Annotated in this window: 23 protein-coding genes; 6 read left to right on the top strand and 17 right to left on the bottom strand. The window is 60.5% G+C overall.

Annotated elements, in window-relative coordinates; all coding sequences use genetic code 11:
• Positions 1 to 144 precede the first annotated feature (144 nt).
• The 12 genes from ACM6IQ_RS03105 to ACM6IQ_RS03050 form a co-directional block, all read right to left on the bottom strand.
• Positions 145 to 741, bottom strand: coding sequence for a nucleotidyltransferase family protein (locus ACM6IQ_RS03105; RefSeq protein WP_414878052.1), 597 nt, complete (start codon positions 739 to 741; stop codon positions 145 to 147).
• Positions 738 to 1,721, bottom strand: a complete 984-nt coding sequence (locus ACM6IQ_RS03100; protein ID WP_017340121.1) for an XdhC family protein — start codon at positions 1,719 to 1,721, stop codon at positions 738 to 740. Before ACM6IQ_RS03100 ends, ACM6IQ_RS03105 begins: the two co-directional genes overlap by 4 nt.
• Positions 1,721 to 4,042 carry a molybdopterin cofactor-binding domain-containing protein gene (locus ACM6IQ_RS03095; protein ID WP_414878051.1) on the bottom strand — a complete coding sequence of 774 codons (2,322 nt, stop codon included), beginning with the start codon at positions 4,040 to 4,042 and terminating at the stop codon, positions 1,721 to 1,723. The genes ACM6IQ_RS03100 and ACM6IQ_RS03095 overlap by 1 nt, the downstream gene beginning before the upstream one ends.
• A complete protein-coding gene (locus ACM6IQ_RS03090) occupies positions 4,039 to 4,509 on the bottom strand; it encodes a (2Fe-2S)-binding protein (RefSeq protein ID WP_414878050.1) in 471 nt (156 codons plus the stop codon). The genes ACM6IQ_RS03095 and ACM6IQ_RS03090 overlap by 4 nt, the downstream gene beginning before the upstream one ends.
• 245 nt (positions 4,510 to 4,754) lie before the next feature.
• Positions 4,755 to 5,774, bottom strand: coding sequence for a UDP-N-acetylmuramate dehydrogenase (gene murB / locus ACM6IQ_RS03085; RefSeq protein WP_017340124.1), 1,020 nt, complete (start codon positions 5,772 to 5,774; stop codon positions 4,755 to 4,757).
• On the bottom strand, positions 5,771 to 6,235 hold the full coding sequence (locus ACM6IQ_RS03080) for a low molecular weight protein-tyrosine-phosphatase (RefSeq protein ID WP_017340125.1): 465 nt from the start codon (positions 6,233 to 6,235) through the stop codon (positions 5,771 to 5,773). Before ACM6IQ_RS03080 ends, murB begins: the two co-directional genes overlap by 4 nt.
• Positions 6,235 to 6,999, bottom strand: coding sequence for a 3-deoxy-manno-octulosonate cytidylyltransferase (kdsB, locus tag ACM6IQ_RS03075; protein ID WP_017340126.1), 765 nt, complete (start codon positions 6,997 to 6,999; stop codon positions 6,235 to 6,237). Before kdsB ends, ACM6IQ_RS03080 begins: the two co-directional genes overlap by 1 nt.
• Positions 6,996 to 7,181, bottom strand: a complete 186-nt coding sequence (locus ACM6IQ_RS03070) for a Trm112 family protein (protein ID WP_007945752.1) — start codon at positions 7,179 to 7,181, stop codon at positions 6,996 to 6,998. Before ACM6IQ_RS03070 ends, kdsB begins: the two co-directional genes overlap by 4 nt.
• Before the next feature lie 24 nt (positions 7,182 to 7,205).
• Positions 7,206 to 8,216: a tetraacyldisaccharide 4'-kinase gene (lpxK, locus tag ACM6IQ_RS03065; RefSeq protein WP_414878049.1), complete on the bottom strand. Its 1,011-nt coding sequence runs from the start codon at positions 8,214 to 8,216 to the stop codon at positions 7,206 to 7,208.
• Positions 8,216 to 8,647 (bottom strand): ExbD/TolR family protein, encoded by a 432-nt coding sequence (locus ACM6IQ_RS03060; RefSeq protein WP_414878048.1) that lies wholly within the window; start codon positions 8,645 to 8,647, stop codon positions 8,216 to 8,218. The genes lpxK and ACM6IQ_RS03060 overlap by 1 nt, the downstream gene beginning before the upstream one ends.
• Positions 8,644 to 9,282, bottom strand: coding sequence for a MotA/TolQ/ExbB proton channel family protein (locus tag ACM6IQ_RS03055; protein WP_017340129.1), 639 nt, complete (start codon positions 9,280 to 9,282; stop codon positions 8,644 to 8,646). Before ACM6IQ_RS03055 ends, ACM6IQ_RS03060 begins: the two co-directional genes overlap by 4 nt.
• 98 nt (positions 9,283 to 9,380) lie before the next feature.
• Complete coding sequence (locus ACM6IQ_RS03050) at positions 9,381 to 11,603, bottom strand: DNA internalization-related competence protein ComEC/Rec2 (RefSeq protein ID WP_414878047.1); 2,223 nt, start codon at positions 11,601 to 11,603, stop codon at positions 9,381 to 9,383.
• Between the two features lie 136 nt (positions 11,604 to 11,739).
• Here ACM6IQ_RS03050 and ACM6IQ_RS03045 point away from each other — a divergent pair, with 136 nt between their 5' ends.
• Positions 11,740 to 12,258, top strand: coding sequence for a DUF2062 domain-containing protein (locus tag ACM6IQ_RS03045; protein WP_017340131.1), 519 nt, complete (start codon positions 11,740 to 11,742; stop codon positions 12,256 to 12,258).
• Positions 12,259 to 12,442: 184 nt separating this feature from the next.
• Here the strand turns inward: ACM6IQ_RS03045 and ACM6IQ_RS03040 are convergent, their stop codons facing one another.
• The 4 genes from ACM6IQ_RS03040 to ACM6IQ_RS03025 form a co-directional block, all read right to left on the bottom strand.
• On the bottom strand, positions 12,443 to 13,222 hold the full coding sequence (locus tag ACM6IQ_RS03040; protein ID WP_008152390.1) for an ABC transporter permease: 780 nt from the start codon (positions 13,220 to 13,222) through the stop codon (positions 12,443 to 12,445).
• Positions 13,219 to 14,151 carry an ABC transporter ATP-binding protein gene (locus ACM6IQ_RS03035; protein ID WP_017340132.1) on the bottom strand — a complete coding sequence of 311 codons (933 nt, stop codon included), beginning with the start codon at positions 14,149 to 14,151 and terminating at the stop codon, positions 13,219 to 13,221. The genes ACM6IQ_RS03040 and ACM6IQ_RS03035 overlap by 4 nt, the downstream gene beginning before the upstream one ends.
• A 133-nt stretch (positions 14,152 to 14,284) precedes the next feature.
• Positions 14,285 to 14,908 (bottom strand): glutathione S-transferase family protein, encoded by a 624-nt coding sequence (locus tag ACM6IQ_RS03030; RefSeq protein WP_414878046.1) that lies wholly within the window; start codon positions 14,906 to 14,908, stop codon positions 14,285 to 14,287.
• A 43-nt stretch (positions 14,909 to 14,951) separates the two neighbouring features.
• Entirely contained in the window at positions 14,952 to 15,611 is a 660-nt protein-coding gene (locus tag ACM6IQ_RS03025) for a transglutaminase-like domain-containing protein (protein WP_017340134.1), read from the bottom strand.
• A 244-nt stretch (positions 15,612 to 15,855) separates the two neighbouring features.
• Here ACM6IQ_RS03025 and ACM6IQ_RS03020 point away from each other — a divergent pair, with 244 nt between their 5' ends.
• Together ACM6IQ_RS03020 and ACM6IQ_RS03015 are read left to right on the top strand one after the other, a co-directional pair.
• Positions 15,856 to 18,303: an acyl-CoA dehydrogenase gene (locus ACM6IQ_RS03020; RefSeq protein WP_414878045.1), complete on the top strand. Its 2,448-nt coding sequence runs from the start codon at positions 15,856 to 15,858 to the stop codon at positions 18,301 to 18,303.
• 74 nt (positions 18,304 to 18,377) lie between these two features.
• Complete coding sequence (locus tag ACM6IQ_RS03015) at positions 18,378 to 18,785, top strand: PA2817 family protein (RefSeq protein WP_017340136.1); 408 nt, start codon at positions 18,378 to 18,380, stop codon at positions 18,783 to 18,785.
• Positions 18,786 to 18,866: 81 nt separating this feature from the next.
• On the opposite strand, the gene ACM6IQ_RS03010 is transcribed toward ACM6IQ_RS03015, so the two are convergent.
• Complete coding sequence (locus ACM6IQ_RS03010) at positions 18,867 to 19,865, bottom strand: LysR family transcriptional regulator (RefSeq protein WP_017340137.1); 999 nt, start codon at positions 19,863 to 19,865, stop codon at positions 18,867 to 18,869.
• A gap of 91 nt (positions 19,866 to 19,956) precedes the next feature.
• Here ACM6IQ_RS03010 and ACM6IQ_RS03005 point away from each other — a divergent pair, with 91 nt between their 5' ends.
• From ACM6IQ_RS03005 to ACM6IQ_RS02995, 3 genes are all read left to right on the top strand, one after another.
• Positions 19,957 to 20,583 (top strand): alanyl-tRNA editing protein, encoded by a 627-nt coding sequence (locus ACM6IQ_RS03005; protein ID WP_414878044.1) that lies wholly within the window; start codon positions 19,957 to 19,959, stop codon positions 20,581 to 20,583.
• Between the two features lie 91 nt (positions 20,584 to 20,674).
• Positions 20,675 to 21,445: a 2OG-Fe(II) oxygenase gene (locus ACM6IQ_RS03000; RefSeq protein WP_017340139.1), complete on the top strand. Its 771-nt coding sequence runs from the start codon at positions 20,675 to 20,677 to the stop codon at positions 21,443 to 21,445.
• 1 nt (position 21,446) lies between these two features.
• Positions 21,447 to 22,088 carry a LysE family translocator gene (locus ACM6IQ_RS02995; protein ID WP_017340140.1) on the top strand — a complete coding sequence of 214 codons (642 nt, stop codon included), beginning with the start codon at positions 21,447 to 21,449 and terminating at the stop codon, positions 22,086 to 22,088.
• Positions 22,089 to 22,097 lie beyond the last annotated feature (9 nt).

Below are 22,097 nucleotides of genomic sequence, written 5' to 3'. Positions count from 1 at the left end.
CTGGTGATCCAGGCGGGGCTTTTTTATGTCTTCGAATCCACCGCCCCCTGTGGGAGCGAGCCTGCTCGCGATTGCGATTTAACATTCAACATTGATGCAAGCTGACCCACCGCCATCGCGAGCAGGCTCGCTCCCACAGGGGATTTATGCAGGTTTGAAGATCAGTGATTCAGGCACATCCACATCCCACAACACACCGGGATCATCGACTGTCACTTCCCATACTCGCCCCTGCGCAAACAGCGGCCGGGCTCCATGATCACCGGACAACGCCATCAGCCCCGGCCCGAAGTTGCGACCGAAGCCCACCGGATGCCCATACTCACCTTGATGCACCGGCACACTGACAGAGTCATCCGCAATCCCCGCCACCACCTGCGCGATACTGGAAGGCAAAATAAACGGCATATCCCCCAATACAATCAACCAGCCATCGAGCTGCGAGCACGCTGTCACACCGGCCGCAATGCTGTCGCCCATGCCGGTCGATTCGATCAGCACAACCTCGACACCATAAGCCTTGGCCAAGCGAATCACTTGCGGGCGGTCTGCGGTAGTGACCAGAACGCGCTTCTCAAGGCTGGCTGGCAAACTCACCAGCACCTGCTCGATCACCGAACGAACGGCGCCATCGCGTCCCGTACAGTCCGCCAACAGCTTATCCTTGTCGGCGCCCGCCACCTGCCGAAACCGGTCGCCCTGCCCCGCCGCCAACACGATGGCGCCGATTGCCTCACTCATACCTCCTCCCGCAGCGGCTTCTTTTGTTTCAGTTCGACGCCGTTCTTGATCGCCACGATTTCGGCCAGCAACGACAAGGCGATTTCCGCCGGGGAATGACTGCCTATGTGGAGACCGATCGGCCCGTGCAAACGCTCGATGGCCTCTTGTGACAAGCCTAGCTGAGCCAGGTTATCCCGGCGCTTCAGGCTGTTGACCCGCGAGCCCAGCGCGCCGACATAAAAGGCCCGGGAGTCGAGGGCCGTGAGCAACGCCATGTCATCCAGGCGCGGATCGTGGGTCAGCGCAACGATGGCGGTGCGTTCATCGGTCTGGATGTTCAACACCGCTTCGTCGGGCATGCCAGGGACAAAGCGACCGTGCTGTTCTTCCCAGCCGTAGACGAATTCGGTGCGTGGGTCGCAGATCAGCACTTCGAAATCCAGCAGCCGCGCCATCTCGGCGACATAGCGGGACAGTTGCCCCGCACCGATCAGCAACAAGCGCCAGCGCGGACCATAGATCGCACGCAACGTGTGACTGTCGAAACTCAGCACATCGCTCTTGTTCGCCGGCTGTAACACCACCTCGCCGGTCGCAATATCCAGCGAGCGCGCAACGATTTCATGGGCCTCGCAACGCGCCAGCAATTGGGCGACCCAGGCGGGGTCACCGACGCGTTCCTCGGTGAGGCGCAAGGTGCCGCCACACGGCAAACCAAAGCGTGCGGCCTCCTCGCGGGTAACGCCGTACGTGATCAGTTGCACCGGCGGCCCGTCAGCCGGAATCCGCCCATCGTGCAACCGGGCAATCAGATCATCCTCGACACAACCGCCGGACACCGAACCGATCACCACGCCATCTTCGCGCAAGGCCAGCATGGCGCCAGGTGCCCGGGGCGCGGTGCCCCAGGTCTGGACCACGCTGTACAACACCACCCGCTGACCGGCGCGGCGCCATTCCAGCACGCTGCGCAGGACGTTCAGATCGACGCTGTCCATCAGGCCTCAGCCTTCTGCCAACCCTGCAACTGATAGCGAACCGGCAGGTTGCGGATACGTTTGCCGGTGGCGGCAAAGATGGCATTGCACAGCGCGGGCGCGATCGGCGGCACGCCCGGTTCGCCGACACCGCCCAGCGGCACATTGCCCGGTGGCGTCACCAGATGCACGGCGACTTCCTTCGGCGCCAGGGACATGCGCGCCACTTCGTACATGTGGAAGTTGTCCTGCTGGACCTTGCCGTCCTTGAAGCTGATTTCGCCCAGTACCGCGTTGCCCAGGCCCATCACGCAGGCACCTTCGAACTGCGAGCGAATCCGCTCCGGGTTGATCTGCGGGCCGCAATCCACGGCAATATCGGCCTTGTGCACGATCAATGTGCCGTCGTCTTTGACTTCGACCTCGATCACCGCCGCCACATAGGTGACGAAGCTGTAATGCACCGCCAGCCCCAGGCCTCGACCCTTCGGCAACTGCCGTCCCCAGCCCGCGGCTTTGGCAGCGGTTTCCAGCACCGTGCGCATGCGCCCGGTATCGATCGGATAGCGCTCGGGCGACTCGCCGTAGTTCCACTCTTCACTCAAGGTGCGCGGATCGATCTGACGGTCCGGGCCGAGCAAGCTGATCTGGTACTTCAGCGGATCTTGGCCAGCCTTGTGCGCCAGTTCATCGACAAAGCTCTGAATCGCAAAGCCATGAGGGATGTTCGACACCGAGCGATACCAGCCAACCCGCGTATGAATCGCCGCTTCCGGATTCTCCAGGCGCACGTTGGGAATCGCGTAAGCCATGTTGGTAAAACCCATGCCCAGCTCGAAAGCGGCCTCGTGGTTCATGCCCGGTGCGAACAGCGCGGTGATGCTCGGCGCCACAGTACGATGCAGCCAGCCGGACGGCAGGCCGTCCTTGTTCAGACTGGCTTTCAGGTACTCGGCCGACACAGTGTGGAAATAGGAGCAGTGGATGTCGTCTTCACGCGTCCACTGCACCCGCACCGCCTTGCCGGGGAATTCCTTGGCAAGGATCGCCGCTTCGATGATGAAGTCCGGCTTGGACTTGCGACCGAAACCACCGCCCAGCAAGGTAACGTTAAAGGTGACGTTATCGAACGGAATGCCCAGGCGCTCGCCGATTCGTTCACGGGTGACCTGCGGCGCCTGGCTCGGTGCCCAGGCTTCGCACACGCCATCTTTGAAGCGTGCGATGGCGACCATCGGTTCCATCGGCGCTTGCGTCAGGTGCGGCAGATAGTAGGAAGCTTCGAGGGTGCTGTTGGCGCTGCCCATGGCCTCATCGATGTTGCCGGTATTGCGCACGACTTTGCCGGGTTTGAGCGACGCGGCTTCAATTTCCTTACGGTAGGCGATCGAGTCGTAACTGGCGTTGGGGCCGTCGTCCCATTCGATTTTAAGCGCGTCGCGGCCCTTGATTGCCGCCCAGGTGTTGCTGGCCACCACGGCCACGCCACCCAACGGCTGGAACTCCGAGGGCAGCGGACGGCCTTCGATCTGGATGACCTTGATCACCCCCGGGACTTTCAGCGCGGCGCTGTCATCCACGGATTTGACCTTGCCGCCATAGACCGACGGACGCGCGATGGTGGCGTAAAGCATGCCGTCGAAATGCACGTCGGCGCCATAGATTGCGCGACCATTCACGATGTCTGCACCGTCGATGGCTTTGGTGCCTTCCTTGCCGATGTAGCGGAACTGCGAAGGCTCCTTGAGCCGCAAACTGTCGCGCGCCGGTACCGCCAACGCACCGGCAGCCGCGGCCAGCGCGCCGTAACCCAGCTCACGCCCGGTCGGTTTGTGGATGACTTTGTGCAGTTGCGCATGGCATTCGCCAACCGGGACTTTCCACTGCTCGGCGGCGGCTTGTTCGAGCATGGTTCGCGCGGCGGCACCGCAACGGCGCATCGGTTCGTACCAGTGGCGCATGCTGCGTGAACCGTCGGTGTCCTGGTTGCCGAAACGCACTTCGTCGCCCGGCGCCTGCTGTACTTTCACCAACGCCCAGTCGGCGTCCAGCTCATCGGCCACCACCATGGTCAGACTGGTGCGCACGCCCTGGCCCATCTCCGAGCGGTTGCAGACCACCGTCACCGTGCCATCAGTGGCGATGCTGACGTAAACCTTCGGATCATCGATCCAGCCGTTGGGCATGCCGTCGGCGCCGAATTTCTTTTCTTTCTCGGCAGCAAAGGCGTCCTGCCAGCCCCAACTCGCGGCGATGACCAGCGCACTGGTGGCGCCGACGCCTTTGAGAAAGCCACGGCGACTGAGGTTGCTCAGGGCGAAATCATTCGGTAACTGGCTCATGCCTTGGCCTCCTTCAGGTGGGTGGAGGCCTGGCGGATGGCGGTCTTGATACGGTTGTAAGTGCCGCAGCGGCAAATATTGCCGACCATCGCCTCTTCGATCTGTTCGTCGCTTGGGTTCGGGTTGGTCTTGAGCAGTGCAGTGGCGGACATGATCTGCCCGCCCTGGCAGTAACCGCACTGGGCGACGGCAGTATCGAGCCAGGCTTTCTGGACGATTTGCCCGACCGGGTCCGCGTGCAGGTTGTCGATGGTGGTGACGTTTTGGCCGATCACCGAACCGATCGGCGTGATGCAGCTGCGCGCCGGGGCGCCTTCGATATGAATGGTGCAGGCGCCGCACAGGCCCATGCCGCAGCCGAACTTGGTGCCGTTATAACCGGCCACGTCGCGGATAGCCCAGAGCAGCGGCATGTCCTCGGTGACATCGAGTGAGTGGTCTTGACCATTGAGCTTCAGGGTAATCATGGGCACGCCCGCATATTTATAGGGTGATGGGGTCGAGCAATCTGCCGCTGGGAAATGAGCGGTTGGCATCACGCAGATCGACTCAGGCTAATGAGGCTCTCTTATGCGAACAGGAACGTCTGCATCGGGCCTTTGGTGAAGCAAATACTTGCATCGTTAGGTGGCTAAGTTAACCCAGCATTAACAAAAAAGCCCTGCACAATCGAAGATGTGCAGGGCTTTAAATGACTCTTGAAAGCTTAGCCTCAATACCGATTAGGCTCCATTTCCAGATCCACGTGGAAGCGTTCGGAAATGTCTTTTTGAATGCGTTGTGCCAGGTTCAACAACTGCAGGCCGGTCGCAGCCCCGTAGTTGACCAGCACCAGCGCCTGCAATTTATGCACGCCAGCGTCGGCCTCGCGAAAACCTTTCCACCCTGCCCGTTCGATCAGCCACCCTGCGGCCAGCTTCATTTGCCCGTCGGGTTGCGCGTAGGCCACCAGATCCGGGTATTCGCCTTTGAGCTGAGCGACCAGCGCAGCCGAGACCAAGGGGTTCTTGAAGAAGCTGCCGGCATTACCAAGCACCGCCGGATCCGGGAGTTTTTCATTGCGGATGCTGCAAATTGCGCGGCTGACGTCGGTGGCGGTCGGGTGATCGATGCCTTGCTCGGTCAAGCGCTGACGCACCGGGCCGTATTCCAGATGCAAAGGCGCGGCGCGGTCGAGGGCGAACCGGACCCGCAGGATCAACCAGCGTCCCGGCTCCTGTTTGAACAAGCTGTCGCGATAAGCGAAGTTGCACTCGGCCAGCGTGAAGTCCCGCAACTCGCCGGTCTGGCGATCCAGAGCCGTCAGACCGGCGAACACGTCCTTGATCTCCACGCCGTAGGCACCGATGTTCTGCATCGGCGCAGCGCCGACGGTGCCGGGGATCAGGCTGAGGTTTTCCAGCCCCGACAGACCCTGTGCCAGCGTGTGTTGCACGAATGGATGCCAAGGCTCGCCGGCCTCGGCTTCGATCACGACCTTGCTGCCGTCGTCGCTCAGGATACGAATCCCGCGTGTCGCCATGCGCAGCACCAGCGACTGGATATCGGCAGTCAGCAGCAGATTGCTGCCACCGCCAATCACCAGCAGCGGCACGTCATGCTCCGCCGCATAGGCCAGCGCCTCGCGCACGTCGGCATCGCTGCGGGCTTCGGCAAACAAGCGCGCCTGAACATCCACACCAAAGGTATTGAACGGTTTGAGCGAAACCCGGGGTTTAACCTGCAGACTCATAACCGGCCCTTCAATTCGATCACCAGCAAGTCGGTCGCGCGCTCGATCAGATCCAGCACGTACTCGAACCCCTGGTCGCCGTCATGGTAGGGATCCGGCACTTCATCGACATCCGACTGGTAGCGACGCAGGAACAGATCCAGCTCGGCCTTGCCCTTGGCCGGTTGCATCGACTTGAGGTTGTGCAGGTTACTGTGGTCCATCGCCAGGATCAGATCGTACGTGGCGAAATCGGCGCGGGTCACTTGCTGGGCGCGCTGCATGGACAGGTCGTAACCGCGCAGTTTGGCCGCCGCCTGGCTGCGCTGGTCTGGCGCCCTGCCGACGTGCCAGTCGCCGGTGCCGGCGGAGGCCACTTCGACCTGATCGGCCAGCCCCGCTTCACGCAATTTATGTCGCAGCACACCTTCGGCCGTCGGTGAACGGCAGATGTTGCCCAGACAGACGAACAAAACCCGCATCAGGCCTCCAGCAGGCGACGAACGCGCTCGAGGTCTTCGACGGTGTCGACGCCGGTGGGCGGCGCGATCAATGCGTCGGCGACGTGAATTCGCACGCCGTGCCACAGAGCACGCAACTGTTCCAGGGATTCGGTATTTTCCAGCCAGCACGGACCCCAGCTGACGAAGTCATGCAGGAAACCGGCGCGGTAGGCATAAATGCCGATGTGGCGGCGATACGGCACGCCTTCCGGCAGCGCATCGCGACTTTTCGCGAACGCGTCCCGGGCCCACGGCAACGTCGCGCGACTGAATGTCAACGCAAGGCCATCGAGGTCGCTGACGACCTTGACCACGTTGGGGTTGAACAGGGTTTCAACGTCTTCGATCGGCTCGGCCAATGTGGCCATGCGCGCTTCGCTGTGGGCGGCCAGGTTGGCGGCAACCTGATCGATCACGCTCGGCGGGATCAACGGTTCGTCGCCCTGAACGTTGACCACGATGGCGTCAGGCGCCAAGCCGAGTTTTGCGGCGACTTCGGCCAGGCGATCAGTGCCGGAGTTGTGATCTTCGCGGGTCAGCACCACTTCGGCGCCAAACGCGTTGCACGCCTCGACAATGCGCGCATCGTCGGTGGCAACCACCACGCGCTCGGCGCTGCTTTTGCTCGCCTGTTCCCAGACGTGCTGGATCATCGGCTTGCCGGCGATCAGCAACAGCGGTTTACCCGGCAAGCGGGTGGAGGCATAACGCGATGGAATGACAACGGTGAAGGCTGTGGTCATTTATCCAGACGCTCGTCAGTGGTCAGGGTGCGGGCTTCGGTTTCGAGCATCACCGGGATGCCATCGCGAATCGGGTAGGCCAGGCCGGCGCCCTTGCTGATCAGCTCGGTTTTGTCGGCGCTGAGCTTGAGCGGGCCTTTGCAGACCGGGCAAGCGAGGATGTCGAGCAATTTGGTGTCCATGAGCATTCCCTGGAAAAAAACGGTTTAAGGCAAAAGACGAGCCGGCAACAGGCGCATCAGCTGCGTATCGAACCAGGCCACGAAGGCCGGCGATGGCGCAGCATCGACCGCCAGGTACCACCAATCGGCGGCGGCGAAGGCACGGCACTTCACCGCGTCCTTTTCGGTCATCACCAACGGCAATGACGGTGTGAAATTCAAGGCCTGCACGCTGTACTCGGCGTGGTCGGCAAATGCATGCGGGACTGGCTGCCAGTGTAGCGTTTCGAGGGTCGTGAAGAAACGCTGCGGATTGCCGATCCCGGCCACGGCGTGCAGCGCCTGGCCTGCGGGAAAGTGATCGAGGGCGCACCGTTCGCCGCTGCGCAGATTGACCAGTTCGGTGGGCTGCAACTGAAAGGCAAAACCGTCCGGGCGATCATCGGAGGCGCCGTTGTACAGCAAGGCGTCAACGCTTTGCAGGCGCTCGACCGGCTCACGCAACGGTCCGGCGGGCAGGCAACGTTGGTTGCCCAGGCCACGGGCGGCGTCGATCAACACCAGTTCAAGGTCCCGCGCCAGCCGGTAATGCTGCATGCCGTCATCAGACAGAATCAGGTCCAGCGGCTCGCTCGCCAGCAGCGCTTTGACCGCGCTGCTGCGATCCGGGTCGATCATCAACGGAACGCCGGTGCGCTGGACGATCAACAGCGGTTCATCGCCTGCCACATCGGCGCTTTGTTCGGCCTCGACACGCCACGGCAGGTGTGGCGGTTTGGCGCCATAACCACGACTGACCACGCCGACCCGCAAACCGCTGCGCTGGCAATGCTGGATCATCCACAGAATCAGTGGGGTCTTGCCTGTACCGCCCACGGTGATGTTGCCGACCACGATCAACGGCACCGGCGGCTGATAAATTTCGCCCTCACCCGCCAGAAAGCGTTTGCGCTTGTTCATGACCACGCGGCGATACAGCCACTCCAATGGCTGCAACAGCTTCAGGGCCGGATGACCGGCGTACCACGCGGCGAGCAAGCGATCGGACATGGCCATCAGGGCGCGGGCGGCGCCGCCTCGACTGTGGTCATGCGCAGGTGACTGAAACCGAGTTTGCCGGCGGCGTCCATGGCGATGATGACCGATTGATGCTGGGTCTTGCCGTCCGCACTGATCGACAGTGGCAGGTTGGTGTCACCGTTGGATTCTTTCTGCAAAGCGTCCATCAGGGTCGCCAGATCATTTTTCGGCAACAACTGATTGTTCACCGAGAACACGCCTTCGGCACTGATGGCGACATCCAGGTGTTTGACCTGCTGGTCTTCGGCAGGCGAACCGCTGACCGCTTCCGGCAGATCGACGCGCAACTGGGTTTCACGGGTGAAAGTGGTGGTCACGACGAAAAACAGCAGCAGGATAAACACCACGTCGATGAGCGACGCGAGGTTGATGTCGACCGTTTCCCGCGGTTTGCGGCGGAATTTCACGCTCTTTTGCCCTCAGCCAGGTCCACGTCACGATCACCCTGCACCACCTCGACCAACTTGATCGCTTCCTGCTCCATGCCCACCACCAGCTCATCGATGCGGCGTTGCAGGAAACGGTGGAAGAATACCGCCGGGATACCGACCATCAGGCCTGCGGCCGTGGTGATCAAGGCCTTGGAAATACCACCGGCCAGCACCGCAGCGTTGGTGCCCATGCCCGTGCCCATGAACGCGCTGAAAATATCGATCATGCCCAACACCGTGCCCAACAGCCCCAGCAACGGCGCCATCGCGGCGATGGTGCCGAGGGCGTTGATGTAGCGCTCGAGCTCGTGAATCACCCGCGCAGCGGCTTCTTCGATGCACTCTTTCATGATCTCGCGACCATGTTTGGAGTTGGCCAGGCCCGCCGCCAGAATCTCGCCCAGCGGCGAGTTGGCACGCAGTTCCTTGAGTTTTTCTTTATTGAGTTGCTTGTCCTTGATCCACACCCAGACCTGCCCGAGCAGATGCTCCGGGGTCACACGGCTGGCACGCAGGGTCCACAGACGCTCGGCGACGATCGCCATGGCCGCGATGGAACTCAGAATGATCGGCAGCATCATCCAGCCGCCGGATTTGACCAATTCCCACACAGTGACAGTCCCCTCGAAAAAGTGCGCCACTCTAACATAGGGGGGTGGCGCACCGAAGACCGTGATGTCGCATCCGGTCGGGCTTTAATAACGTGCGGTTATGGCAGGGAGCGCCAGAAACGCCGTTCCTGACGCATTGTCCATGCTGGCGTGAAGCGTCCGAGGTGCAGACGAATGGCGCCTTGCTCGGCGCTGTCATGGATCGCCATGCCGCGTTTTTTATAACGGGCCATGACCGTAGGATGCGGATGACCGAAGGAATTGCCGTTGCCGCGCGAGATCAGCACCGCTTTGGGCTGCAACGCGGCAAGCAGCGCCATCGACGACGAACTGCGGCTGCCATGGTGCGGCGCCTGCAACCAGTCGGTGGGCACGGCCAGCGGACTGTCAAGCAGGGCCCGTTCGGCGGCGCTGTCGATATCCCCCGTCAGCAGCATGCGTTCGCCATTGGCTTCGATCTGCAGGACACAGGATTTTTGATTGCTGTCCGAGGCAGAAGGCCATTGCCAGAGCTGAAACCTCACGTCGTCCCACGTCCATTGCCGGCCACTCTCGCAGGCCTCGGCGTGCAATTCGACGGGCAAGGCCACGGGGTCGCCGCTGAGCACTCGCGTCACCGGCAAGCCCAGGGCAACCGCTCGCGCACCGCCGGCGTGATCGGCATCGGCGTGGCTGAGCAACATCAGGTCGAGTCCGTCCACGCCCAGTTTGTGCAAGGTGGGCAGCACCACTCGCTCGCCGAGGTCGAAGTCGCCGAAGCGCGGGCCGGTGTCATACAACAGCGTGTGATGGCGAGTCCGCACCAGGATAGCCAACCCCTGACCGACATCCAGTTGCCAGACTTCGGCGATCCCCTCTGGCAACAGTGGCCGGGGTGGAAAAACCAGCAACAGCAACAGCGGCCAACCCAGCGGGCGCAGCGGTACGCCACGCGGCATCAACAACAGAAACGCGCCAAGGGTGCCCAATGCCCATGTCCCCAATGGAATTGCCACGGGCACCCACGCGGGCAATTGGCCAGCCATCAGCCCAAGGCCCTTGAACAGCCAGTCGATCAACCCGCCCGCCAGCCACAGCAACCCCTCGCCCACATAAGGCAGCGGTAACAACAGGGTCCCCAGCAACGCCGGCGGCAAGACCAGCAAACTGATCCAGGGCACTGCAAACAGATTGGCGACCGGCCCGCTGAGACTGATCGGCAGTCCCAGCACCAGCAGCAGCGGGCCCAGGCCGATTGCGATCAGCCATTGGGCACGGGTCCAGGTTTGCCACCACCGCCAAGGGCCTAGGCGCCCGCCGAAGGTGAAGATCAACACCGCCACCGCCGCGAAGGACAACCAGAAACCCGGTTGCAGACTCACCAGCGGATCCAGCAACAACACCGCGTTGAGCGCCAGCAACAACGGCCACCAGGCACCGAGGTGGCGAAATCGCAGGCGCCACAACAGCACCAGCCCGATCATTACGCAGGCTCGCCGCACCGGTACTTCGAATCCTGCCAGCAGTCCGTAACCAAGGGCAGCGACGAATGCCAGTCCGCACGCCCATGGCAGCCACGGCAAGCGATTCGGCCACATACCGTAGCGAGCCAGCCCGGCGATCAGCAGATACACCACGCCTGCCAGCAGACCGACGTGCTGCCCGGAAATCACCAGCAGATGCACGGTGCCGGTGTCTTGCAACACCTGCCAATCCTCGCGACCAAGCCCGGCGCCATCCCCCAGCACCAGCGCCGTCAGTGCACCGGTTCGCCCCTGAGCGTCCACGGCTTGCAAGCGTTGGCGGATGCCGTCACGCCAGGCCCACCGGGCTTCGGCAAGACGCTGGCCATCCTTGACGGTCCCGGTTGCACCGATGCGTTGCGCCAGCAGCCAGGCGTCGTAATCGAAGGCATGGGGATTGAGCAGCCCGGCAGGACGCTTCAATTTCACCGCCAGCCGCCAGCGTTCGCCACTGTTGACCGGTGGTCCGTCGTACCAGGCCAGGCGCATCAGTGAAGGCACTTTTGCCTGTCGCGACCGGGCATCCACCAACTCGAAACGCACAACACCCTCATTATTCTGCGGCAACCCCGTCACCCGGCCTTCGACCCAACGGGTTTCGCCATCGAGATTCGCCGACAGTCGATCATCCAGCGCCCACTGCGCATTCGCGCCCGCCCAACTGAAGCCGAACAGGAAAAACGCCACTGGATACGTCCGGAACGGAAGCACCATCAATCCCACTACAGGCAACACCAGCCATAACCAGACCGGCGGTAACACCGGCAAAAAACGCAGGGCCAGCAGACCCAACGCCAGCGCCATCATCCCTGTGCGCATAAGCCCGTCCTTGAGAGTCCACACCCTAGGCATAGCCGGCTCATGGCACGCGCATCGTTATTAATTGTCACAAAGTCTGAATGGGCGGCTCATAGAATCCAGACATACTTGCCGCCTTAACCGACCGAGAAGCCCTATGCCCCGGCGCTTATTCAAACGTTACATGCCAGACCCGACCAGCATCAGGGAACACAAATCCTTACGCTTTCTCGGCACTCTGCTGCATGACCCGAACCTCTGGCACCTCAACCGTCACTCGGTCGCGCGGGCCATGGCGGTGGGTTTGTTCGCGGCGTTCCTGCCCATTCCATTGCAGATGCTGGTGGCGGCCGTCCTCGCCATCGTCGTGCGGGGCAACATGCCGATTGCTGTCAGTCTGGTGTGGCTGACTAACCCGATTACCATGCCAGCGGTGTTCTTTTGTACCTATCAGACTGGGGCGTGGCTGATGGATGTGCCGGCTCGTCATTTGCCGGATGAGTTGACCTGGGAATGGATCAGCGGCGAACTCTCTACGCTCTGGCAGCCGTTTTTGCTGGGTTCGGTGGTGGTGGGGCTGGTATTGGGCGCCCTCGCCTATTGCCTGGTGATGATGTATTGGCGGTGGTGGGTGGGTCGGCAGTGGGCTCGGCGGAAGAAAAAGCGGATGCAATGAATGTTAAAAGGCCTCCGCGTTGGGAGGCCTTTGTTGGTGGACTGGCTTGGGGTACATATCCGTTTCTTCGGTAATGGCTGCTATTGGTTCCGCCTTTACGGCGGGTTACTTGGCGCTTCTCCAAGTGACTCGCCGTAAGGGCGAAACCGTAATCAGCCGTTACCGCAGCAACGGATACGTACGCTTAAGTACGCATCCCCCGCCCACTCACCAACAACCGCGCACACCCGATATACAGCACCACCGTCGCCACCAGCATGAACGTGATCGCCACACTGATCCGGATATCCGAAACCCCAAGAATCCCGTAGCGGAACGCATTGACCATATGCAGCACCGGATTCGCCAACGACACCGTCTGCCAGAACGGTGGCAACAACGAGATCGAGTAAAACACCCCGCCCAAGTACGTCAGCGGCGTCAGCACAAACGTCGGGATGATCGAAATATCATCAAAATTGCGCGCAAACACCGCATTGATGAACCCCAGGAGAGAGAAGATCGTTGCCGTCAGCACCACCACCAGAATGGTCACGCCCAGGTGATGCACCTGCAACTGAGTGAAGAACAGCGACAACAGCGTCACGATCAGCCCGACCATCAACCCGCGCAGCACGCCACCCAGGGTATAGCCGATCAGGATCGTATGCGGCGACACCGGCGACACCATCAACTCTTCGATGGAACGCTGGAACTTGCTGCCGAAGAAACTCGACACCACGTTGCCATAGGAGTTGGTGATCACCGACATCATGATCAGCCCCGGCACGATGTATTCCATGTAGGTGAAACCACCCATGTCACCGATCTGCCGGCCAATCAGGTTACCGAAGATCACGAAGTACAAAACCATCGTGATCGCCGGCGGCAGCAGCGTCTGCGGCCAGATCCGGGTGAAGCGTTTGACCTCACGGTAAACGATGGTATTGAGCGCGACGAGGTTGGGTTGCAGCTCCGAACTCATACCGCCACCTTCGACAGATTTTTCTCCACCAGGGACACGAACAACTCCTCGAGGCGATTGGTTTTGTTACGCAGGCTCAACACTTCGATGTTCTGCTGCGCCAGTTGAGTGAACAGCGCGGTGATGCCCATGGACTTGTCGACCTGGACCTCAAGGGTATGAGCGTCGAGCAACCGGGTCGGGTAACCCAGCAACTGCGGCGCAACGCTCAATGTGTTTTTCGTGTCGAGCAGGAAGGTTTCCACATGCAACTGGCCGAGCAGCTGTTTCATGCTGGTGTTCTCGACGATGGTGCCGTGATCGATGATGCCGATATTGCGGCACAACTGCTCAGCCTCTTCCAGATAGTGCGTGGTGAGGATGATGGTGATGCCCTTCTGGTTCAGCTCTGTCAGGAACGTCCACATCGAACGACGCAGTTCGATATCCACCCCCGCCGTCGGTTCGTCGAGGATCAGCAGGCGCGGTTCGTGAACCAGCGCGCGGGCGATCATCAGTCGACGCTTCATGCCACCGGACAGCGAACGCGATGGCACATCGCGCTTGTCCCACAGCCCGAGCTGGGTCAGGTACTGTTCGGCGCGTTCCTTGGCGATTTTCGGCGGGATGCCGTAGTAACCCGCCTGGGTCACGACGATGTCGAACGTTTTTTCGAACTGGTTGAAGTTGAACTCCTGGGGCACCACGCCAATGCAACGCTTGAGCGCCGCCGGCTCTTTGTCCAGGTCGTGACCGAAGACGTTCACCGTGCCGCTGGTCTTGTTCACCAGGGTCGAAAGAATGCCGATGGTCGTGGATTTGCCGGCGCCGTTCGGGCCGAGCAAAGCGAAAAAGTCACCTTCGGCGACGTCCAGATCGATACCACTCAGGGCCTGGAAACCGTTGCCGTAGGTTTTGGTTAGCTGCCGGATGGACAGAGCGGAACTCATATCGGATTTATGCACCAAGAAGGGAAGAAAGGGATCAATAAGGGCGGGCGGCGAACAATGCAACCGCGGCGCATGAGCGCAATGGTGCTTGTCACCGCCACACAAGTACAGTCAAGCGTGTCGATAGTGAGTATTAAGTCAACGCGGTCATGACGGCTTTCCTGTACGCCGGACGCTGCTTCAGTCGCGCATACCAGGCCTCCAGATGAGGCTGTGACGCACGCTCGATCGGCATCTCGAACCAGGCATAAATGAAGCTGCCGAGAGGAATGTCGCCCATGCCGATTTCATCGCCTGACAAGTACGGTTTGGCCGCCAGTGCCTGATCGGCCATCGCCAGCAAACCTTCGCACTCTTTGATAGCGGCGTTGATTGACGGCCAGTCCTGCTGGTCTTCCGGCGTGCGCAAGACACCCCAGAACACAGTACGAAACGGGCCGGCAAAACTTGAAGTGGTCCAGTCCATCCATTTGTCAGCTGTAGCGCGGGCTTGAAGATTTTCCGGGTACCAGGCAGTGCCGCTGGCGTGCAGAGCCATCAGGTAACGAACGATGGCGTTGGATTCCCACAGCACGAAACCGTCGTCCTCGATGACCGGCACACGGCCATTGGGGTTCATCGCGCGGTACTCCGGCGTGTCGACGACCCCAAAGGCGCCGCCCGCATCGATGGCCTCATAGGCCAGGCCCAGTTCCTCGGCGGCCCACAAAGGTTTTCTGACATTCGACGAATTTTTCCGACCCCAGATTTTCAGCATGACCGCCTCTTTATGGATGAATGCGCAGGCAGCATACGCCGGATCAGGCGCGACTCAAATCGCTCTGCATGTCACCCAGCAGCGGCGGCAGCTGTTCGCTGAACAGATGCGGGTAGCACTTTTCCAGGTGCTCGAAAAAGAACGTTTCCGGCACGTCGGTGAACTGGCCGTGATCGATCAGGTATTCCATCAATTGCTCGCCGTCGCGATTGAAGGGGTGGAAAACACTGTCGTTGATCCCGTCGAATTCCAGCGGCGCCACGTTGAACAGTTCGCAGAGCTTCTGGTTGAACGCCGGCGTAGCTTTGACCCAGCGATCGTTCAGGTACAACTCTGTATAACCATGCATGGCGAACACGTCGCTCTTGAGCAATTCCAGCAAACGCGGGGTCGACAAATGATTGCGCACATCTGCCAGACCGATCCGCGCGGGAATCCCGCAGTGCCGGGCCGCACCGGCCAGCAGCGTGGCTTTGGGCACGCAATAACTTTCACCGGCCTCCAGCGCATAACTGCCACGCAAGGTGTCTGGATCGCGGCTGAACGTATAGGGGTTGTAACGTACGGCCTCGCGCACCGCGTAATAAAGATTGATCGCCTGCTCGAGGGGGTCGCGGTGACTGCCACGATGTTTTTCGGCGAACTCCACCACCGACAGGTGGTCACTATCGATGAAGCGGCCGGGACGCAGATACTCGTGCATGAGAACAATCTCCTGGGGAAGCCACGAGTCTAACGACAGGTTCAGCACAGAGATAACGACGTTTCGGCCAAACATGGACGCTTAGCCGCCCGCCCAACGAACGATCCGGGCCGGTACCAACCGGTCCTGCAAAGCTCATCGAAGTTTCCCACGATTTCAATCACATCGCTCTGACCACCCTGTTTTGCGGATGCCGTCTAAGCTCTGAAGGTTGTTTTTGCCCTTGTTTCACGGAGGATTAAATATGCTGCTGTTGTGGATACTGGTTCTGGTTGTCGGGATTGCGTATTTAGCCCACCGCCGTATCGCCCCGCTGCCCGCCCTGTGCATCGTCGCCGTTTATGTGGTGGCGATGGGCGCCTTCAGCCGCGCGCCAGGCTGGTTACTGCTGGTGCTGTGGGTGTTGATAGCGGCTGTCGCGGTGCCCTTGTTGCTGCCCGACCTGCGCCGTAAATACTTCAGCGCGCCGCTGTTCAACTGGTTCGAGAAAACCCTGCCGCCGATGTCGGAAACCGAGCGCGATGCCATCGACGCCGGCACGGTCTGGTGGGACGGCGAGCTGTTCAGCGGCCGGCCGGACTGGGACAAACTGCTGTCCTATCCAAAAGCTCAATTGACTGAAGAGGAACAGGCCTTCATCGATGGCCCGACCGATGAACTCTGCGCGATGGTCAGCGACTGGCAGATCGGGCAAGACATGGACCTGCCTGCCGAAGCCTGGGCCCACATCAAGGAAAACGGTTTCTTCGCCCTGATCATTCCCAAGGAATACGGCGGCAAGGGTTTTTCTGCCTACGCACACTCCCAGGTGGCCATGAAACTGGCCACCCGCAGCGGTGACCTTGCGTCCACCGTGATGGTCCCCAACTCCCTCGGCCCGGCCGAGCTGTTGCTGCATTACGGTACCGACGAACAACGCAACCATTACCTGCCACGTCTGGCACGCGGCGATGACATACCATGCTTCGCATTGACCGGGCCACTGGCCGGCTCCGATGCCGGTTCGGTGCCCGACACCGGAGTGATCTGCAAAGGCGAATGGGAAGGCAAGGAAACCCTCGGTCTGCGCCTGAACTGGGAAAAGCGTTACATCACCCTCGGCCCCGTGGCCACCCTCCTCGGCCTGGCATTCAAGGCGTACGACCCGGATCACCTGCTGGGCGATGAAGAAGACCTGGGCATCAGCCTGGCGCTGGTCCCGACCGACACCGCCGGTGTTGAAATCGGCCGTCGTCACTTGCCACTGGGCGCAGCCTTCATGAACGGCCCGAATTCCGGCAAGGACGTGTTCATTCCGCTGGATTTCCTCATCGGTGGCCAGGAGATGCTTGGCAAAGGCTGGATGATGCTGATGAACTGCCTGTCGGTCGGGCGCTCGATTTCGTTGCCCGCCGTCGGCACCGGCGCGGCGAAGTTCACCAGCCTGGTGACCGGTCAGTACGCGCAGATTCGTGAGCAGTTCAATGTGCCATTGTCGGCGTTCGAGGGTATTCAGGAAGCCATGGCGCGCATCGGCGGCAATGCCTGGATGATGGACGCGGCGCGGATGCTCACCGCCAACGCGGTGGACCTGGGCGAGAAACCGTCGGTGTTGTCGGCGATTCTCAAATACCACCTCACCGAGCGCGGCCGCGAATGCATCAGCCACGCCATGGACGTTCATGGCGGCAAGGCGATCATCATGGGGCCGAACAATTACCTTGGCCGCAGCTGGAATGGCGCGCCGATCTTCATCACCGTGGAAGGCGCGAACATCCTCTCGCGCAACCTGATGATCTTCGGCCAGGGCGCGATTCGTTGCCATCCCTTCGTCCTGAAAGAAATGGCCCTTGCCGGGCGTGAAGACAAGGATCAAGCCCTCATCGAGTTCGATGGCCTGCTGCTCCAGCACATCGGTTTTGCCGTGAGCAATGCGGCCAGCACGCTGGTGCTGAACCTGGGTTTCGGTCACTTCGAACATGCTCCGGGAGACAAGCTCAGCCAGGGTTACTTCCGTGCGCTCAACCGGCAGGCCGCTGCGTTTGCCATGCTCGCCGACTTGAGCATGATGTTGCTCGGCGGTGAACTCAAACGTCGCGAACGCCTGTCGGCGCGTCTGGGAGATGTGCTCAGCAACCTGTACCTCGCTTCCGCCGCACTCAAGCGCTATCACGACCTTGATTCACCCGGGCACATGGCGCCCCTGTTCACCTGGGCCATGGAAGAAAGCCTTGGTCAGTCGGAACGGGCACTGGATGAGTTGCTGACCAATTTCCCGAACAAGGTGCTGGGCTGCCTGTTGCGGGTGATCGTGTTTCCGTTCGGTCGCCGCCATAAAGGGCCGTCGGACAAACTCGGCGCCGAAGTGGCCGCAGTGATTGGCCGGGCCAAGGGCGATCCGACCCTCGAAGAATTGCTCGGTGGTTGTTTCCGTCCGCAATCGGCGGATGACGCCGTGGGTGCCCTGCAACACGCCTGCGACTTGCTGGACGCGGCGCAGGCCGTGCAGAAAAAACTGCATGTGGCGCTCAAAAGCGGTCAGGTCAAACCGGTTGCCGGGGAAAACGTCATCGATGCCGCGCTGGAGGCTGGCGTGTTGCAACCCGTGGAGGCGCAAAAACTGCGTGAGGCGGAAGTGGCGCGGCGCAAGGTGATCGATGTCGATGATTTCGACAAAGAGGAGCTGACGCTGGCGGCAGGAAAAGTCCGCTGATCCAGCCAGTCATGTAAAAAGGTGCGCGGGCGCTTTATACTCCCGCGCCCGTTTTGCTCTTGAGGACTTATCTCGTGTCCAACGTCGTTGCCGATCATCTCGTCTTGCTTGACCACTTGCGCAGCATCCTGGTCGCCGTGGGTGAGGCCGAACAGGTTCCCGAAGAAAGCCATGCCTTGTTCCTGGAGCGCTTCGACGAACTGCGTGCTTTGCTGCCGGTCGACCCGATCGAAAGCCAATACCTGGGCCAGGACATCCTGTGTCAGGTGATTACCCGCTACCCGCAAATCGCCCACCTCGTCCCGCGCGACCTGCTGTGGTACTTCGCCGGTGACTGCCTGCATTACATGCCCGATGATGAAATCGACTTGTATCAGGCGCTGGAAGAGCGTCGCTTCGAAGCGGAACAGAACGATGAACCGTTCGACTGGAATCAGGAAAAGCAATTGCTGGCAATGTCGAACAATGACAGCAAGCACTGATTGCTGATCAGAAATGCAAAAGGCCCGCATGGTTGAACATGCGGGCCTTTTTTTAGATCACAAAAATCAAAAGATCTTGCTTTAAAGCAACCCATCACTCTCCGGCAACTCATACTCCGCTGCAACCTTACCCAGCGCACCAGGCTTGCCCGGTTTGCTCAGCGTCGGCTCCTTCTCCAGACACTCCACCAGATAATCGATCAACACCCGTAGCTTCGGCGGCAAATAACGTGTCGGCGAATGCAGCAGCCACGCACCGCCGTGGTATGACGCCAGAAACGTCCAGTCCGGCAGCACCTGCACAATCAAGCCCTGCTCCAGCGCATAACGCGCCGTGAAGTACGGCAAACTGCCAATCCCGATGTGCTGCAACACCGCGCCCAATCGCACGCCGGTGTGATTGGCGGCATAACGCCCGCGCACACCGACGGTGACAGCCTTTGTGCCTTTCTTGAATTTCCAGCGTGCATCACTCGGCGTTTCACCCAAGTAAATGCAGCTGTGGTTGAGCAAGTCGTGGGGATGAGTCGGCGTGCCGTGCTCGGCCAGGTACTGCGGCGTTGCGCAGAGCAGATGGTCGATGGTCAGCAATTGCCGCCCCACCAGGCCAGCCGGCGGACGGTCGGTAATACGGATTGCCAGATCGACGTTGTCATCGATCAAATCCACCTGACGGTCTTCGAGCAACAGTTCCACATCCACTTTGGGATAACGCCGCAGAAACTCCGGCATATGCGGGTGAATCACGAAACGCCCTACGGCTTTGGGCACGCTGACGCGCACCAGTCCTTCCGCTTCATGGGTGAACTGACCACTGATTTCCATTACCGATTTGGCCGCGCTGACCATCTCCTGGCAGCGCTTGAAGACTTCCTCGCCACCGTCGCTGAGCCGCAGCTTGCGCGTGGTGCGTTGCAACAAACGCGTGGCGAGCGCCTTTTCCAGACGCGAAATGCTGCGACTGACCGCCGACGGAGAAGAGCCCAACTGACGCGCTGCTTCGGAGAAGCTTCCGGTCTCGACAACCTTGACGAAAATCGCCATTTCACCCAGCAACGGCAGTGGAAGATTTGTGCTCACAGTGCAACAGTCCTTTGATGTTTGAACGGATTATCACGCAATTCCACGCTTCATATAATAAAAAACAGAATCTTTAATGAGGGCATGGAATATGACGCTTCGCCTCTTTTTCCATAGTGATGACCTCAAGGCCAACGTGGAAGTACTGGAATGTACGCCTCACGAGAACGAGTTCGCCGTGGAGCTGCGCGCAACACTGTTTCACCCTCAAGGCGGCGGGCAGCCGTTTGACACCGGCTGGATCGGCGACAGCCAGGTGTTGCGCGTGTTGCAGGATCCGGACCGGATCATTCACTTCGTCGACCGTCCCGCACCTCTCGGCATGATCCAGATTCGCGTTGATGAGCCACGTCGTCAGTTCAATACGCGAATGCATTCCGCCGGCCATTTGATCGGCCATTTCGTACAAGCCATGGGCTGGATGCCGATCAAGGCTCATCACTGGCCGGGCGAAGGACGTGTGCAGTTCAAACCGACGGACTCCGCACAGGAAGTCGATGCCCAAACCGTCGGGTTCGGTATTGAACAGTGGATCGCCCACGACCTGCCGCGCCTGACATCGCTGCGCGAAGGCGCCCGGGAAATCGGTTTCGGTGAATTGCCCGCCTACGGCTGTGGCGGCACCCATGTACGTAGCCTGAAGGATTTGGGCACGGTCACGATTGCTTCTGTTTCGCAGAAGAAAGGAACGCTGTCAGTCCACTACAGCGTGGATTGAGCAACAGGGCGATGCCGGACACGGCCTCGCCCGGCGCCGGGGAGCCTGCATTCGCGGGTTCCGTTGACTATCCGATAGATGGACCTGAACCATGATGCTTGACGTCGAGCGTCTCGATGAGACGTGCATAAAAAAACTGGCCAACGAAGAAGTCCTCGCCATCCGGGTCAAAGGCTTCCTGGCCCCGCCGCTGGCGATACAGATCGGCGACAAGATTCTCGCGCCCGGCTTTGAAGGCTATATCAACGCGCCGAGCATCGGTCGAATCGGCATGGCGTTTTATGAAGCGGAAAACCAGCCACTGCTGATCGAGGATTATTTCGAGCGCGCCACACGCAACATCGCGGAGTTACGCAACCGATGCGCACCCTATTCGTCGCCGGTCGACACCTTGCGTTGCATGCTCGATGAGTCCTGGCCGGCAGGTGCGCATCTGGAAAACCTCTACGGTCGCAAGATGTATGTCGGACTGTCCCGGGTGGTGAAACCCGGCGTGTGTTTTCTGGCCCACCACGACATTTTCGCCAAGGACGCCCCGGACAGTTTCCAGGCCAAAAGCCTCGAGGCGCAGTTCGCCTGCAATGTTTATCTGAACATGCCCACCGAGGGCGGCGCGCTGCAGATGTGGAACCACGACATTTCCCCGGACCAGTTCGACGAAATGCGCGGCGACAGCTACGGCATCGATCCGGCGTTACTCGGCACTCCAGCTCTGGAGGTCTGCCCCGAGCCGGGTGACTTCATCATGTTCAATTCGCGCTGCATGCACTCGGTAACGCCGGGTGTGGCCGATCCGCGCTTGAGTCTTTCATTCTTTGTCGGCTATCGCGGCAATGCTTCACCCCTTACGTTCTGGAGTTGAGATGCAGTATTCGAATTACCTGGGCGAGTTTCTGGCGCTGGCGACTATCCATTTTCTGGCTGTGGTCGCACCTGGGCCGGACTTTGCGGTCACCATCCGCCAAAGTGTACGTTTCGGTCGAGGGGTGGGGATCTGTACGGCGCTGGGCATCGGCGCGGGCATTTCCGTGCATGTGCTTTACACCCTGCTCGGCGTCGGCGCATTGATGCACACCACGCCCTGGCTGTTGACGGTGGCCAAGATCGTGGGTGGCGCCTACATCCTGTATCTCGGCGTCAGCCTGTTGCGCAGCCAACCCAAATCGGTGCTGGAGGGTGAAAAGGAAGCAGACGAACCGATGGTCGAGCAAACGCTGCTGAAGGCGTTCACCACCGGCTTCCTGACGAATGCCACCAATCCCAAGGCCACGCTGTTTTTCCTGGCGATCTTCACCACCCTCATCAGTGCCACGACACCGCTCAACATTCAAGCGCTCTACGGAGTCTGGATGTGTTTCGTGAACGCGTTGTGGTTTGTGATCGTCGCGCTGTTTTTTTCCAGCGTCCGGGTGCGCGTGCTGTTCATGCGCATGGGGCACTGGTTCGAACGGACCATGGGGGTGATTCTGATTCTGTTTGCCGGGCGCCTGATTCTGTCGATGTAAGGGACACGC

Origin of the sequence: Pseudomonas sp. IT-P100 (assembly GCF_949767185.1) — a bacterium.
GTDB lineage: Bacteria > Pseudomonadota > Gammaproteobacteria > Pseudomonadales > Pseudomonadaceae > Aquipseudomonas > Aquipseudomonas fluorescens_B.
Note: the sequence above shows the minus strand (reverse complement) of the source record. Positions and strands in the feature narration are given on the sequence as shown.

What these genes read in the sequence shown, in the direction of transcription:
- ACM6IQ_RS03090 (WP_414878050.1), bottom strand. Translation starts at nt 4,509, where the DNA reads ATGATTACCCTGAAGCTCAATGGTCAAGACCACTCACTCGATGTCACC.
- ACM6IQ_RS03025 (WP_017340134.1), bottom strand. Translation starts at nt 15,611, where the DNA reads ATGCACGAGTATCTGCGTCCCGGCCGCTTCATCGATAGTGACCACCTG.
- ACM6IQ_RS03070 (WP_007945752.1), bottom strand. Translation starts at nt 7,181, where the DNA reads ATGGACACCAAATTGCTCGACATCCTCGCTTGCCCGGTCTGCAAAGGC.
- lpxK (WP_414878049.1), bottom strand. Translation starts at nt 8,216, where the DNA reads ATGGCCATGTCCGATCGCTTGCTCGCCGCGTGGTACGCCGGTCATCCG.
- ACM6IQ_RS03105 (WP_414878052.1), bottom strand. Translation starts at nt 741, where the DNA reads ATGAGTGAGGCAATCGGCGCCATCGTGTTGGCGGCGGGGCAGGGCGAC.
- ACM6IQ_RS03080 (WP_017340125.1), bottom strand. Translation starts at nt 6,235, where the DNA reads ATGCGGGTTTTGTTCGTCTGTCTGGGCAACATCTGCCGTTCACCGACG.
- ACM6IQ_RS03100 (WP_017340121.1), bottom strand. Translation starts at nt 1,721, where the DNA reads ATGGACAGCGTCGATCTGAACGTCCTGCGCAGCGTGCTGGAATGGCGC.
- ACM6IQ_RS03035 (WP_017340132.1), bottom strand. Translation starts at nt 14,151, where the DNA reads ATGAGTTCCGCTCTGTCCATCCGGCAGCTAACCAAAACCTACGGCAAC.
- ACM6IQ_RS03040 (WP_008152390.1), bottom strand. Translation starts at nt 13,222, where the DNA reads ATGAGTTCGGAGCTGCAACCCAACCTCGTCGCGCTCAATACCATCGTT.
- murB (WP_017340124.1), bottom strand. Translation starts at nt 5,774, where the DNA reads ATGAGTCTGCAGGTTAAACCCCGGGTTTCGCTCAAACCGTTCAATACC.
- ACM6IQ_RS03030 (WP_414878046.1), bottom strand. Translation starts at nt 14,908, where the DNA reads ATGCTGAAAATCTGGGGTCGGAAAAATTCGTCGAATGTCAGAAAACCT.
- ACM6IQ_RS03000 (WP_017340139.1), top strand. Translation starts at nt 20,675, where the DNA reads ATGATGCTTGACGTCGAGCGTCTCGATGAGACGTGCATAAAAAAACTG.
- ACM6IQ_RS03020 (WP_414878045.1), top strand. Translation starts at nt 15,856, where the DNA reads ATGCTGCTGTTGTGGATACTGGTTCTGGTTGTCGGGATTGCGTATTTA.
- ACM6IQ_RS03045 (WP_017340131.1), top strand. Translation starts at nt 11,740, where the DNA reads ATGCCCCGGCGCTTATTCAAACGTTACATGCCAGACCCGACCAGCATC.
- ACM6IQ_RS03095 (WP_414878051.1), bottom strand. Translation starts at nt 4,042, where the DNA reads ATGAGCCAGTTACCGAATGATTTCGCCCTGAGCAACCTCAGTCGCCGT.
- kdsB (WP_017340126.1), bottom strand. Translation starts at nt 6,999, where the DNA reads ATGACCACAGCCTTCACCGTTGTCATTCCATCGCGTTATGCCTCCACC.
- ACM6IQ_RS03050 (WP_414878047.1), bottom strand. Translation starts at nt 11,603, where the DNA reads ATGCGCACAGGGATGATGGCGCTGGCGTTGGGTCTGCTGGCCCTGCGT.
- ACM6IQ_RS02995 (WP_017340140.1), top strand. Translation starts at nt 21,447, where the DNA reads ATGCAGTATTCGAATTACCTGGGCGAGTTTCTGGCGCTGGCGACTATC.
- ACM6IQ_RS03005 (WP_414878044.1), top strand. Translation starts at nt 19,957, where the DNA reads ATGACGCTTCGCCTCTTTTTCCATAGTGATGACCTCAAGGCCAACGTG.